The 14,904-nt window shown below is 39.4% G+C and carries 12 protein-coding genes; 5 read left to right on the forward strand and 7 right to left on the reverse strand.

The window, feature by feature from the left end:
• Positions 1-3 precede the first annotated feature (3 nt).
• Positions 4-1,599, reverse strand: coding sequence for a SulP family inorganic anion transporter (locus ACQY3F_RS04575; RefSeq protein WP_428353794.1), 1,596 nt, complete (start codon positions 1,597-1,599; stop codon positions 4-6).
• Positions 1,600-1,669: 70 nt separating this feature from the next.
• Positions 1,670-2,317 carry a carbonic anhydrase gene (locus ACQY3F_RS04580; RefSeq protein ID WP_428353795.1) on the reverse strand — a complete coding sequence of 216 codons (648 nt, stop codon included), beginning with the start codon at positions 2,315-2,317 and terminating at the stop codon, positions 1,670-1,672.
• Positions 2,318-2,423: 106 nt separating this feature from the next.
• Here ACQY3F_RS04580 and ACQY3F_RS04585 point away from each other — a divergent pair, with 106 nt between their 5' ends.
• On the forward strand, positions 2,424-3,101 hold the full coding sequence (locus tag ACQY3F_RS04585; RefSeq protein WP_428353796.1) for a response regulator: 678 nt from the start codon (positions 2,424-2,426) through the stop codon (positions 3,099-3,101).
• A gap of 71 nt (positions 3,102-3,172) precedes the next feature.
• Entirely contained in the window at positions 3,173-4,534 is a 1,362-nt protein-coding gene (locus ACQY3F_RS04590) for a sensor histidine kinase (protein ID WP_428353797.1), read from the forward strand.
• A gap of 5 nt (positions 4,535-4,539) precedes the next feature.
• On the opposite strand, the gene ACQY3F_RS04595 is transcribed toward ACQY3F_RS04590, so the two are convergent.
• The 3 genes from ACQY3F_RS04595 to ACQY3F_RS04605 all read right to left on the reverse strand — a co-directional run bounded on the left by ACQY3F_RS04595 (position 4,540) and on the right by ACQY3F_RS04605 (position 7,763).
• The gene (locus tag ACQY3F_RS04595) at positions 4,540-5,052 is read right to left on the reverse strand and encodes a hypothetical protein (RefSeq protein ID WP_428353798.1); all 513 of its coding nucleotides are present in this window, start codon (positions 5,050-5,052) and stop codon (positions 4,540-4,542) included.
• A gap of 25 nt (positions 5,053-5,077) precedes the next feature.
• A complete protein-coding gene (nhaD, locus tag ACQY3F_RS04600) occupies positions 5,078-6,403 on the reverse strand; it encodes a sodium:proton antiporter NhaD (RefSeq protein WP_428353799.1) in 1,326 nt (441 codons plus the stop codon).
• Positions 6,404-6,815: 412 nt separating this feature from the next.
• Entirely contained in the window at positions 6,816-7,763 is a 948-nt protein-coding gene (locus tag ACQY3F_RS04605; RefSeq protein WP_428353800.1) for a SulP family inorganic anion transporter, read from the reverse strand.
• A gap of 1,100 nt (positions 7,764-8,863) precedes the next feature.
• Between ACQY3F_RS04605 and ACQY3F_RS04610 the strand changes: the two genes are divergently transcribed.
• Positions 8,864-9,121: a hypothetical protein gene (locus tag ACQY3F_RS04610; protein ID WP_428353801.1), complete on the forward strand. Its 258-nt coding sequence runs from the start codon at positions 8,864-8,866 to the stop codon at positions 9,119-9,121.
• 139 nt (positions 9,122-9,260) lie between these two features.
• Here the strand turns inward: ACQY3F_RS04610 and ACQY3F_RS04615 are convergent, their stop codons facing one another.
• The gene (locus ACQY3F_RS04615; RefSeq protein ID WP_428353802.1) at positions 9,261-10,739 is read right to left on the reverse strand and encodes a Fic family protein; all 1,479 of its coding nucleotides are present in this window, start codon (positions 10,737-10,739) and stop codon (positions 9,261-9,263) included.
• A gap of 614 nt (positions 10,740-11,353) precedes the next feature.
• On the opposite strand from ACQY3F_RS04615, the gene ACQY3F_RS04620 reads away from it, so the two are divergent.
• Together ACQY3F_RS04620 and ACQY3F_RS04625 are read left to right on the forward strand one after the other, a co-directional pair.
• Positions 11,354-12,571 (forward strand): AAA family ATPase, encoded by a 1,218-nt coding sequence (locus tag ACQY3F_RS04620; protein WP_428353803.1) that lies wholly within the window; start codon positions 11,354-11,356, stop codon positions 12,569-12,571.
• Complete coding sequence (locus tag ACQY3F_RS04625) at positions 12,572-13,234, forward strand: hypothetical protein (protein WP_428353804.1); 663 nt, start codon at positions 12,572-12,574, stop codon at positions 13,232-13,234.
• Between the two features lie 352 nt (positions 13,235-13,586).
• On the opposite strand, the gene tnpC is transcribed toward ACQY3F_RS04625, so the two are convergent.
• Entirely contained in the window at positions 13,587-14,900 is a 1,314-nt protein-coding gene (tnpC, locus tag ACQY3F_RS04630; protein WP_428353805.1) for an IS66 family transposase, read from the reverse strand.
• Between the last annotated feature and the right edge of the window lie 4 nt (positions 14,901-14,904).

Here is a 14,904-nt window from a genome sequence, read left to right on the forward strand (position 1 = left end):
GCGTTATTTAGCTTTGCCTGACATTTTTGTTGCGGGTTCTAGACTCCCATAACCATTGAGATTAATAACCTGTAACTGAATATCCTTGCTTTTAGCTTCCGCTTTAAAATTGGTGATGATCTCGTAAACATCGTAATCTATATATCTTGAATTTGTGGCATCAATAATGACTTTGGAGTGGCCAGGTATATTATCCAGAGTTCGTAAAATATTCGCTTTGTTCAAAAAAGAAACTTGTTCCGAAAGTCGGATGATAATAGTTTTATCTTCATGTTCCTCATGATAATACCCCGAGACCTTATAATTTTCCAGCAGTACACACAGTAGCGCTATGACCAGTCCAATACCAATGCCGAGCAATAAGTTAGTGAGCACCAGGCCAAGAATGGTCGCAACAAAAGGAATAAAATGGTACATGCCTGTCTTATACATTTTAATAAATAGTGCCGGCTTCGCTAACTTGTAACCGACCACAAACAGAATGGCTGCCAGGCAGGCCAGTGGAATCAGGTTGAGTAATGCAGGGATCAGTATAACTGTGATAAGTAGCAATAGGCCGTGAACAAATGCAGCAGCTTTTGTTTTGGCACCGGCCTGAATATTAGCAGAACTGCGCACAATCACTTGGGTGATAGGTAGGCCACCAATAAGCCCTGATGCGCTATTAGCCAATCCCTGAGCAATGAGTTCGCGTTTGTTTGGTGTCACTCTTTTGTTGACGTCTAGTTTATCGGCAGCTTCGACGCAGAGTAAGGTTTCCAGGCTGGCAACAATTGCCAGGGTTAACGCGGTCAAATAAACCTGTGGATTGTTAAGCTGGGAAAAATCGGGAAAGGTAAATTGATTCAATAGATCAGCACTGTTTTGAGCAACGGGGATGCTCACAAAGTGTTGTGTTGCCAGCGTCATCTCGGGATAATATATGCGCAGCAACTGACTGATCAGTATGCCAGAAAGTACTGCAATTAATGATCCGGGTAACACCTTGAAAATCCGGTGTTTATGCATCACCGGTAAATCCCACAAAATCAGAATCAGCAGTGATACTAGCGCAATAATTACCGAGCCAGGCGTAATAAAATTTAGTATATGTGCCAACTCGGTGAATGTATTGTAGCCATCGACCTGAAAAAAAGACAGGTCTCCCTCGTAGTCTCGGTCATAACCCAGGGCATGCGGGATTTGCTTGATAAAGATGATAATGCCGATGCCTGCTAACATGCCGCTAATCACTGAGGATGGAAAAAAATAGCCGATAATGCCTGCCTTGGCAACTCCCAGGGCCGTCTGAAAGATACCTGCAACCACAAGGGCTAATAGAAACGTCTCGAAGCCTAATTCTTGTATAGCAGTCAGTACGATGACTGCTAGACCAGCGGCAGGGCCGCTGACCCCTAGAGCAGAATGGCTAATTAAGGGAACCATAAGGCCGCCTATAATACCGGCTATTAAGCCCGAAAACAGTGGCGCTCCTGAAGCCAGAGCTATTCCTAGGCATAGCGGTACGGCAACAAGAAATACTGCTATCCCTGCAGGAATATCATGTTTAAGATTCGACAAAACACCGAAATTTGTATTGTATGGCTTAGTTGTTTTCATTATTTAATTCTTAATTCTTGTTGCCTGGAAAGTGATCGACAAAAAATACCTTTCACTACTGCTATTAGTATCATAAATCATTTATCTTTTCGTATCGAAAAATAGGGTTAATCTTATGCGCTGAAGTTAGTTTGATCAAAGGATTAATCAGGCCATCTTCCAGGCCATATACCCAACCATGTATAGTAGGTAATTTATATTCAGCCCAGGACTCTTGAATAATAGAGGTATGCGATAAAGCATTCACTTGTTCGATAATGTTTAATTCGACCAGCTTATTAACCCGCTGCTTTTCGTCGCTTAAAGAGTCTATCTCATCTTGATGTAGACGGTAAGTATTTTTAATATGCATTAGCCATTTATTGGTAATCACCAGATCCGAGCGCTGCTTATTTAAAGCAGCAATAATGCCTCCACAGTTATAATGACCGCAAACAATAATATGTTTCACTTGCAACACGTTGACCGCATACTGCAGGACGCTGAGACAGTTAAAGTCAGTAGGGATAACCTGATTGGCAATATTTCGATGAATAAAAATTTCACCGGGTTCTGCATTAACAATAATTTCACCAGGAACGCGACTGTCCGAACAGCCGATCCATAAAAATTCGGGTTTTTGTTCTTTTGATAAATTTTCAAAAAACTGCGGATCTTGAACTTTTTTGTGAGTAGACCATTGTTTATTTTGCTCTAATAATTTTTCAAATGATTGCATAATGTTTATCTGGTAGTTTAAAGAGGAAGTAGCATTCCGGTTTCAATGTAATTATAGGTAGGCAACCTTTCAATAACCTTTCAATAACCTTTCAACCCTGTATAGAATGAAAATTTTATTAATAGAAGATGATGCAGTACTCAGTGATGGCTTAATGCATATTTTGCAACAGAGTGGTTATACCGTTAGTGCAACTGCGTCGGGGAGCTATGCTCTGCAATTAATACATGCACAAGGATTTGACCTGATCGTGCTGGATTTAGGTTTGCCGGATATGGATGGACTCGACGTACTGCGCAGTATTCGTAAGCAGAAAATAGCATTACCCATTCTCATACTAACAGCACGTGATGGGGTTACTGACCGGATTGAAGGAATCAGCTTAGGAGCGGATGATTATTTAACTAAACCCTTTGATCTGGGTGAGCTGGAAGCAAGGATTCATGCGCTGATACGCCGTTGTTATGGTGGCTTCACTCATCGTATTGAGGTCGGACGACTTATATTAGACACGCAGACCCATCAGATCCTGGCCGATGGACGACTATTTACCTTATCGACACGTGAGGCAACCTTACTTGAAATTCTAATCCTGCAAGCGGGTAAAGTGGTGAGCAAAGACCGGATTGCTCAACGCCTGGCATCGACCCATGAAGCACTGGCGGATAATGCGATTGAAGTCTATATCCATCGTTTGCGCAAAAGCCTGGAACCCTATCAATCCGTTATCCGTACTATACGTGGTTTGGGTTATTTACTGGAGGTAAGTTCAGATGGTGAGTAAAAGCCTGGAACCCTATCAATCTGTTATCCGTACCATACGTGGTTCGGGCTATTTACTGGAGGTAAGTTCAGATGGTCAGTAAAAGCCTAAAAAATACTATTATTATCCGCTTGCTGGTGCCGGTGTTTTGCTTTTTGCTGATTGAAACAGCTTTGTCCTATTGGGTCACCTTACATTATGTCGATAAAACCTATGACCGCTGGTTACTGAATTCAGCCCACTCTCTGGAGCAGGAAATAAAAATCAGGGATCAGCGAATTTCTGTTGATTTATCGGCCAATGCACTTGAGGTTTTTAGCTGGGATGACCTGGATAAAACCTATTTTAAAATTGTCGCTGAAAAGCAGGGTGAATTAGCGGGTGATCATGCACTACCTGGGCTAGAGTTAGAAAACATTGATGGGCTAGTGCCCGTGTTTTTTAATGCGCTGATTGATGATGAGCCGATTCGAGTGGTAGCGGTACGCGTAAAAAATCAAGCTATGCCCGAAAAAGTGACTATTTATGTTGCAGAAACCCTGAATAAACGCCACGATATGATGCTTGATATTTTACTGGCCGACTTGATCCCGCAGTTACTCTTTACCATATTTATTTCTCTGTATTTACTTAAAAACATTAAATTAATCGTGTCCCCGTTTCATAAGCTAGCTAAACAAATTGCTTACCGCTCACCGCTTGATTTAAGTCCAATGGCCGATACCTATGCTTTTAGTGAGGTAAGAATTTTAACGCATACCATTAACCAACTATTTTCACGTCTGGCAACGGCGATAGCATCACAGCAACGATTTATTGCCAATGCAGCACATCAATTACGCACACCTTTAGCGGGCTTGAAATTGCAGGCGGAAGTAGCACAGCGTGAAAATAATCTCGAAGCTATGCAAGCATCTCTGCAACAAATACAAAATAGTACGGACCGGGTTGCGCATATGATTACCCAGTTACTTGCCTTGGCACGTTCCGAGCCGATTGAAGGGCGCGAAAAGATGAAGCAGATTGATTTTGGCAGTTTAGTACGTGATGTTTGTATGGAGTGGGTGCCGCGGTCATTGTTAAAACAAATTGATCTAAGTTTTGAAGGTTCGAATCAACCGGTATGGGTCAAGGGAGATGCGGTGTTACTGCGAGAGTTATTGGCTAATTTAATCGACAACGCTATTTCCTATGGGCGTATAGGTGGCAATGTTGTTGTCAGCTTGAGCACTGATAAACCGCTTTGTTTAAGTGTTGAAGATGATGGTTATGGTATTCCCCTAGAGGAGCAGGGTCGAGTTTTTGAGCGTTTTTATCGTATGCAGGGTAGCCCCGGCGATGGATGTGGTCTGGGTTTGGCTATTGTTAAAGAAATAGTGGAATTGCACCAGGCAAGCATTCAAATCAGTAACCGTTTAGAGGGGCAGGGTACTGTGATTAGCCTGATATTCTAGAGGCTTTAAATTAAAAGCATCAGGCAGCTCGTGCCAAAGCTATAAGCACTAAGCCATTTTATTTTGTGGCTTAATGACATCGCTTGCCAACAGGATTTTTCTCGCTTTACATGCCTTAACCAGACGGACCGAAGATATTGTTTAAAACGAATAGTCAAGTCAGGGGTAGCAAGAATTAACCGATAAACCAGGTACAGAGCGATAATAATTGCGGCATTGACTACGATCGTTTCGCTTTGTTGTTGATCAAAGTGAAACCAGTGCTCCAGAGAAATTAATAGTGAATATTCAATTGCCTGGATAAATAAATGTAACAGATGAATAACAAAATCTATAAGTCCCAGAAACCAGTCCACTAATGTGTCAAACATCAATATAACAAAAAATAAAACAGCAAACCTTTTACCTACTCTTTGTAGCATTTGCTTGTCTGATTCATTATTTTTGTCATAGCGCTTAGCAAACAGAGTTTTTTCCATAAAGCCCTGCAATCGGCGTAACAGTATATTGTTATTCAAAGGAATCCTTTTTTTTAAATATCAATTAATAAGTAGGTGGGTATAAATGCCGGCAGCATAGCCTAATGCTATAGCAGGCATCCATTTTAAATGGCTGGAAAACGTATAAAAACCTTTTGCCTGCCCCATCAATGCCACGCCTGCAGCTGACTATCGATAATAAACTGCCGCCTGTTCCAGCAGTCAGAGTCACTAAAAGCCATTGTGTGTCTGACATCTCAGGGTTCATCGATAGCACCGCGAACATCACCGGAATATTGTCAATGACAGCGGATATGATGCCGACTAATATATTAGCAGTCGTCATGCTCATCTCGCCATACATGAAGTCAGAAGCCAGCGATAAATAGCCCATAAAGCCTAGCCCACCCACTGACATAATAATACCATAAAAGAAAAATAGTGTATCCCACTCGGATTTAGCAATGTGACTGAATACATCGAACGCACTGCCTGATCCTTCAGATCCTGGAACGACATCAAATGAAAGTTTTTCTTGTCTAAACTTAGTGCGCAGATAATGCCCCAGCATTTTTAGATAGCCTAGTCCCATTAACATACCAATAGCTGGCGGTAGGTGTAGAACTTGATGAAATAGTATGGAAGTGACAATGGTCGCTAAAAATAATAGAACAATCATTAACCCGCCAGGCTTGATCTCTGCATTTACTTCATTTGGTAATGTTGGTTGCCCGACAGGCACGTAATAATACATGATAGTGGCTGGCACCACAAAGTTAACAACAGATGGAATAAACAGTTTAAAAAAAGTTCCGAAATCTAAAATATCTTTTTGCCAGACCATTAAGGTAGTGATATCACCAAAGGGACTGAATGCACCCCCAGCATTTGCGGCAACCACAATATTGACACAGGCAATAGTGATAAATTCTGGTTTGTTTGCACCTATTGTCAAAATTACGGTACACATAATCAAGGCAGTTGTCAGATTATCAGCCACTGGCGAAATGAAAAACGCAAGTGCACCTGTAATCCAGAAAATCTGGCGGTAACTAAAATGCTTCGAGACCAGTTTATAATGCAGCGCATTAAACACCCCGCGCTCTATCATTGCACTGATATAGGTCATCGCGACTAATAGGAAAAAGAATAGCTCAGTGTATTCAAGAAAATTGTGTTCCAGTGCCTGACTAGCCATTTCACTAAGGCCATGTGTTTTGTAGACCCAGGCTATAATAGCCCAGATAATCCCGGCGGCTACTAAAACCGGCTTAGATTTTTGTAAGTGCAGTTTTTCTTCAAATATTACCAGAGTATAAGCAAACAAAAACACAAATAAAACGAGATATCCGGATAAATGTGTGGTCAGATTCAGTGGTTCAGAACTCATTTCGGCACTCCTTACCGATACCGGGAAAAAAAACAATAGTGTAGTGAGCTTGGTTATAAACATTTTGCACTTTTTCTTTAATATCTGGTTTTTTTGTTTGCATATTCGTACTTCGAATACAAAGGTTCATTATCCTAGAGAAATCAGTTGAGCGCGAATTTATAGTGCAAGATATTGTTTTCACAGTGCTTTCAAAAAACCTTAGATTCACCCGTAGGTTAATAGGGCATTTTTTGGAAGTGTTGTGGAATCAAGAGCTTGTGCTAGAAAACGTGAGCAACTGATTTTTCTAGGATTATAGATTGAGATATTGTATTTCTTTACCACCCCTTGTATATAGATTTATTTTAAGTGAATGAAATATACTTCGCGCGGTCACGACTGCGGATTTCTAACGGCTGATTTTTTGCCGTTAGCTACGTTCGCCGGCTTTAATATTGGTGATAGTTCGCATGTTTGCGCCAGCTCCTGGAATACCGCCAATAAGTGCAGAAAGCATGTTTCCTATGCCTTGTCCTATCAGTTCATCGTTACTATCGTGCCTGTTTTTTGTTTTGTTATCGGCAACAGCAGAGGTTAATAAGGATTCAATTGCACCGACAATAGCTAAGGTTAAAGCCGATAAAACGATGGTCGATAGATCTAGCGACTTGTTTAAAGTCATATTGCCCATTTGTGGTTCAGAAAAACCACCTGGAATATTACCTATAACGCTTACATCCAGCCCCAGTATTGTCGCTACAGGAGTTAATATTATAAGTGCCACAAATGATCCGGGTATGCTGTGGGAGGTTTTGGGCAATAAATAGATGATTGCAATAGTGGCTATAGCAAGCCCCATTGCTGTGTAATTAATCTGATTCAGCATGCCTGGAGCTTCAATAAAAATATCCAGAACATTTTTCGGTGATGGGTAACCCAAAATGGGAAAAATTTGCAAGATGATTAGCAGTAGACCAATACCGCTCATAAAGCCAGTAACGACTGGGTAAGGAATGTAGCGAAAGTATGCTCCCACTTTAAATAGCCCCAAGCCAATCTGAATGATGCCTGCCAACACAAAGATGGCAATAATGGTTCCCATTGCGGCACTTAGGCTACCATTCGTTTGAATTGAGAGCGCAATAATTGCAGCAGCCACAATCGTCATCGGAGCGGTAGGTCCACTGATCATGACCGGCGTTCCACCAAACCAGGCCGCCGCCATACCTACTGCTATTGCAGCATATAATCCTGCTAACGCTCCTATCCCGGATTGCACTCCGAAAGCCAGCGCTAATGGCAAGGATAAGGCACCGGCAGTTAAGCCACCGAAAACATCCCCGCGTATATTAGAAGTATCGATTTGTAGTTTCATCATTACCTACTCATGTTAATCGTTAAATGAGTTATTCAGGGTCAAATGTCTGAATAAAATGTAGTCATGTATTTTGTACTCAGTTTTATTATAGGGACACAAGCTTTCAGTAACCTTACAACCAATTTAAAGGGTGGGATTTATTTATCGGATATGTGATGGGCTGTTAATATTGAGTGAAGACTCGATGAGCCTGTCTTTGGGTAATGCCTGAACCTAATTAAGTTGTTGCGTGTGGGCGGTAGGTAGGTAGGTAGGTAGGTAGGTAGGTAGGTAGGTAGGTAGGTAGGTAGGTAGGTAGGTAGGTTCGTAGGCACTGCCTGATAATTTATAGAGTATTAAGAAAAAGGGTATGAATTAAGGCAAGCCCCTCTGAAAGCGTGTTGTTAATTTTGGGGTTATAATAAAAACCAAAAAAAGCCAGATAGGTATTTATCTAGTTTTTTAAAAATTTATCAAGATTGAACTTTACTTACATTAAAAGACAGCAATCGCCCCATAGCAGGCATTGAGTTATTTTAAATTTCAATCGATACTGCTCTAATACTGCTTTTGTAAACAAAACCTTACCTGATTACCCATGACTCTCAGCTATTCTCCGTCATTCCTGCAAGCTTTTAGCAGGAATCTCATGGGTTTAGTACAGATTCCCGATAAAAGACTTCGGGAATGACGAGGTTTTTAACATGCTGATTTTCTAGGTTTATTCTACTGTAGCTGAGAGTTGTACGTAATCAGCAAACCTTATGATTGTAGGCTGGGTTAGCTTATCAAGCGAAGCGCAGATGACGTAACCCAGCATTTTCATGTAAATCAGTGTATTGTTGGGTTACGTTTTTTTCTTCGTAAAAAAAATCTAACCCAACCTTCTCAACTCATTGATATTGAATTAATAAAGGCTTAAGTAAGCAGCATTAGATACTGACCCTTTTGGTTGATATTTCAAATTCTGCGTCTCTCTACTGTACAGTAAACTCAGCATCAGACTGATGCATTTGAAGCATTACTTAAATAAGCTACCTGCAATGAACTCAAGCCATTTATACTACACATTAAACCGTTTAGATTTGGCGCTAAGGTCAGTAATATAAAGGACACAATACATGTACGAATTAAAAGTAAAAAAAGCATCCGCTTCGAAAATTTCTAGTGAAGATTTAGATAATCTTATTGCTGATTTCATTGGCACCATTGAAACTAGCTTATCTGAGGATTCACGCATTAAGGGCAATAAAAGTCGAATCGTGATAGAAACAACAATGACCGAAAAAGAAATTAATGACTGCGTGAAACCCGCACTACACTATTTTAGTGATGACATTCAACTTCACTCACTTACACAGCGAAACAAAGGTCTTTGATTTATGATAATAGGGCTTAAAAGTGAATATTCTTGAATTTCAAGGTATGACATTCTTGTTAAAAATCATAAATCAAAGACCCCAATGTTCTGGGAATGACGAATATAGCTGGGAGTTTATGGGTAATCAGGACGGTTTTTTAAATTAAGCTGTAAAAAGTCTCTTCATAAACCTGCTCAGCATAATTAAGACTTACAGCATGAATATGACCTAATACACCTTTTCTTTTTTTTATGCTAATCTTTCCCTTGTTATTCATTAAAAGTGTTGTTATTAAACTAATATCTTTATTAGGAAGGTCAATATTTTCTTTTAAATTTTGAAAAATACTATCAAATAATTTAAGCTTTTCCATTTCTTTAGGGACTAACTCTTGAGTGACCTTTTTAGCAATGTTCGATAAAAAAAGCGCGTCTGAATCAAAGCTTAAGTGCCTGTATAAATCTGCGGTGTCGCCGTTTACCGTTAATCCTCCATTGTCATCAAGATGAAAATCAACATATTCCATTATTTTCTGAGATTTTTCATTTAATACATCATAATACTTTTTTAATTCTAACAATAGTCCGCTTGATAAGGGAAGAGAGCATTGTTTATCAATAACGCCCATTCTATATAAGGTATCTTGCATAATATATCGGCTAATGCGACCATTTCCATCCATGAAAGGATGAATAAAAACAAAGCTTGAGGATAAAGCAGCTGCTTTAACTATGGACGGCATATCTGATTGTAAGACTTTATTCCTAACCAAAAACCATTCGTCCATTAATTCATGTGCATCAAATGGCTTAGGGGGGACATAATCAATAGAGCCAATATAATTAAACCCAGAATCGCCTAGATAATTTTGTTCAACTCTGTAATCGAATTCATGATAGTGCTTTTCTTTGATAATATTCAGGGTATCAATCAGCTTTTCTTTTGTTAGCTCTTCATTATTGATTGTTTCCAGTGCAAAGATGAACTTAATCAGTTTGTTTGGACTAATGCTTTCTGCTTCAATTTCATTAGAAGACTTTGTTTCTTTGGAAATTAAGTAGCGAGTGGCTCTATCAAGGAACTCAACAGGATATCCTGAAACTGATTCAATCAGTAAAAGCTTAAGTTCATCATCCTTTAATAGCTTTTCATTTCTATGAATTAGCATGGTTAGCATGCCATTTCCCGTTAAGTTGTTATTAACACGAAATTTTTGTTCTTTTATACTGGGTGCAACATAATAACTGTCTTTATTAACCGCATCGATATAATTACCTGTCAGCAATTTTTGTGTCTGAAGTGATTTGTTTGTCAAAAACTCATAATAAAAGCCAATCAGTCTATTGTATTTGCTACCTGGACTTGAAACTAAAGCTTTCTCAATCTCTTTATCAATATCAGGTTTCTTGAATAAAGCTGATAAGCATCGAAGATTCAATGACTCATATTTTAGTGCAAATTTTAATTGCTCAACAACCGTGTCCTTAGGGCGGTAAGATTCTGGATAGAGATGGCATTGCATATCTTCTTTGTTGATTGAGGAAATTTTTGCGGCAAAACATTCGGTATCAATTTTAATATCGTCAAGAATAAATTGCTCTTTAATCCATGCAAGACCTATTTTGTTTTGATTCATATAAATACCGACTGTTTAAAAACACCTACAAACATAAAAAAATGTTTATAAATAAGTATTATAGTGTAAATTTACTTAAAATTAGTAGATATTATGTAAAAACAATTACATTCGCACCAGCCACGGAGAGCGGATGAGAGGACAGCTAGTCCGCGATCGCTGTAGAACCGGTTATTTTATTGGAGTCGAAACACGAGTTTCGGTAGAGGCAAAATAAACGATTTCTCGACACGGTGTCAAGCCATTTGAGGAGGAAAATGATAGTATAAAACGATAGGGTCTTCGATTTATGATTCTTAACAATATCACTGTCTGAGGCGTAGTCATAAACCAAAGACCTGACCCAAAGACCTGACCCTGGCGTTGTTGTTTGCCAAGCTGGGTACCAAGAAAATAAGCTCGACAGACTGCCAAGGGCTTTGAAAAGAACAAAAACGAAACTCTGATGTTTACCAAACTGAGAGCTGAAAAGGAAATGCGGACGACTACCACGCGATTGAAAAAGCGAAAAAAATATTAGGACTTTACATTAATACGAATAGATCTACTATATTACGTATAATACACGCCATATTAAAGATAAAGGATTCATCTGAAATTGCCTATTCGATACCATGCCCATTAAACAAGTTACTATTAAATCATTTAAATCTATTGTATATCAAACAGTTGAGCTTAGTCAGCTAAATGTGTTTATTGGTACTAATGGAGCAGGTAAAAGCAACTTTTTAGAAGCTATCGGTGTATTGTCTTGCGCTCTAGATGGACAAGTAAGTTATAACAAATTAGCAGATAGGGGGATCAGGCTGTCTGCTCCAGAAGTTTTTAAATCCTCTTTTCGTAACTTATCTCGCAAAAACACCTTTTCCTTAGATGCTGAGTTTGATGACTTTAATTATCACGCAAATATTAGCCCTAATGACGAAACAGAATTTATTTTCTCTGCTGAAAAAATAAGTAAAGGTAATCATAAGCTAGGTGGACGTAGTAACCGTGGTGTTTCCATTAGTTCTTTGGATAATATGCCATTTGAAAAGTTACCAAAACTTCAAAGTGTTATGTCAACACTAGAAGCATTGGGTAGCTTTACTGAAGAAGAGTTAAAGCAATTAAATACAATTAAGAAATATGCCATTTACTCTCTATCGACTCCAATTCTACGAGGAGTTTCACCTGATGAAAGTCGTAAAGAACCTCTAGGGTTATATGGAGGTGGCTTAGCTGTTGCATTAAATGAAGTTATTCAAGATGCCCATAAATCTGTAAAGCATGATTTGCGTCGATTTTTCGAATTATTAGATTGGTTTGAAAAAATTGCTACCACCGAGGAAATTTCTCCCGAATTACAATCCAATCACTTGCATACAGGGAAACGAGTTGTAAGATATACAGATAAGTATATGGGTACAAAATTTAACAATCTTTATGCTTATGATGTTAGCGAGGGAGCCTTGTATATTTTATTTATTTTGGTGCTATTACTTCATCAAAAATCGCCAGATATATTTGCATTAGATAATGTTGATAATGCTTTAAACCCAGGTCTAGTCAGAGAGTTAATGGGTAATATTTCAACTATGTTAGAAGAACACCCAGAAAAACAAATTTTAATGACTACTCACAACCCCACAACCTTGGATGCGATTGATTTATTTAATCCTCTCCATCGTTTATTTGTTGTAAGTCGTAATGACAAGGGGCACACTGAAGTTAATCGCATTCCTCCTCCAGAAGGATTTACTCGCGATGATTGGGTAAAAGAACATGGAGGAATGAAGCTATCTGAAATTTGGTTATCAGGGTTGATTGGTGGCTTGCCAGAAGGGTTTTAAGTGACAAAAAATATACTTCTAGTTGCTGAAGGAGAAACAGATGTTATTATTTTTCAAGCCATAGCTAAACACCTTAGTAATAATGAAATTACTTTTATAGTGATTGCACCTCAAAAAGATTCAACTAGTGGCACTTATAAACAGCATGGTTTCGGTGAGGTTACAAATTGGTGCCAAGCTAATAAAAATAAAATTCAGATGCTAATTGATTTTAATGGAGCCTCTGCTTTATTTGTACAAATGGATACAGATATAGCAGGCCAATTAAATAAAGTTTGTATTGACGCAGGTAGAATGCAAAGACAATGCTGTGAAGAAGCCTTAAATAATAGGTTTTCCTTAGAAAATGAGCCTGAACACTGTTATTACATATTACCAACTGAAAACACTGAGACTTGGTTACTAGCAAGTCATGACCACTTTACTGCTTTAGATAATAGTTTGGGTGAAATTAAAGACTATGAATTAATCATTGATACAGAGCAAAGGTTAATTGATATTGGCTATCCCAGCCGAAAGAAAGTTGGTGATAAAAGAAAGTTAAATAAAAAACCTGCAAGAAAATATAATTCGTACGCTCAACAATTAGTCAAAAACCTCTCTTTGGCAAGACAAAGATGTGATGAATTGAATAGGCTATGCGTTTTGATTCTTAGTGTTTAGTTTATCTAAAGAAAAATAGCTGTTCACGTGGAAAGCAAACCAGATGCTTTCCCTTGTCCAACGTGTGAATCAAAAAGAACAAAGCAAACCTCGGGGGTCACGGTCTTTGATTTAGGCTCTGTCACCGTTAAGTGTGGAATTTAGAAAACCGCTATTATTTTAATGACTTATATAGGCAGTAGAATTCTGCTTCAAGCCTTGTGTTTTGGGCATTAAGAAATTGGATTGTATTTTTCCACACTTAACGGTGACAGAGCCTTGATTTATGATTCTTAACAATATCACTGACTGAGGCGTAGTCATAAACCAAAGACCCTAATTTCGTAAGCGCTCAACGAAGCACGTACTTGCCCTATTCAGGCGTATCTGATTTTTTAATATTCCAGGGCAACAAAGCCTCCACTTTATCAACCGTATCAGCATAAGGTAAAGCAGTGAGAACCTGCTTAAGATATGCATAAGGCTCCAGCCCATTTGCTTTAGCTGTTTCTATCAGGCTGTAATGTATTGCACTGGCACGAGCACCCGCAGGGGTATCAGAAAATAACCAGGCTTTGCGCCCTATCACAAACGGGCGAATCGCATTTTCTGCCAGGATGTTGCTAATATTGAGTTCACCATGGGTGCAATACACATTGAGTTTTTCCCACTGGTTACTCAGGTAAGTCATTGCCTTTCCTGTCAGGCTATCTTTAGGTACTTTATGCTGGTTTTCTTCCAGATAGGCTTTGAGCTGGTTCAATACAGGAATGCTCTTCTCCTGGCGCTGCTGATATTTTTCATCCACTGACAGGTCTTTAATTTCTCGCTCAATGACATACAGTTTATTGATCAGGCTCAGCGCTTTACCTGCTTTTGAGGGTTTGTTATTTTGTCCCTTTTTGCGTTTAGGCTGTGCATTCTGGGCATCTTTAAAATAACGACGCGCATGATCCCAGCACCCCAGCTGGGTGATGCTGTTTTTTTGGCACACGGCATTGTACCCCGCATAGCCATCGGTTTGCAGATAGCCACTAAAGCCGTCAAGCAGGCGCATGGGGACGTCTCCACTACGAGAGGGATCGTATTCAAACAGGATGCTTTTTTCACCCGGTGGCCCGCCAAGCGTCACCCACATATATTTATCTGAGGTCGCTGGCCGCCCCGGTTCTTTTAATACCTGAACCCGCGTTTCATCAGCGAGTATGACTGCCCCTGTGTGTTGATGCTCTCGCATCAGGTTAATCAGGGGCTGAAGTTGTTTAGCCAGTGCGATCATCCAGTTTGCTAATGTCGCTCTGGAGATGTCACCCCCATAACGAGACAAGATGCCTTCTTGCCGATATAAAGGTAAGCCGTCAGCATACTTGGCGATAATAACAAAGCACATTAAACTGATGCTTCCCATTGCTCTGGCAATAGGGTGTCTGGGCATTTGTGCGGCTTTAACCTGGCGTTGCTTTTCGCCTTCAATCTGTTCGACAAAGACCGCTTTTTCCTGCATGTATTCAAGAACACGTACTTTAGCAGGAATAATATCCAGCTCTTCTTTCACTTTCGTGAAGAAAGTATCAATAGCGCCTTCTTTTTCTTCATCCGTTAAATGAATAAAAATTTGCTCGCGGGGTAACTTATCCGAAAAGGGTTTGCGTCCCGGCTTTTTCTTCGTGCCAGTGTAAGCGCTCAACGAA

This window comes from Methyloprofundus sp., assembly GCF_965251085.1.
Lineage (GTDB): Bacteria > Pseudomonadota > Gammaproteobacteria > Methylococcales > Methylomonadaceae > Methyloprofundus.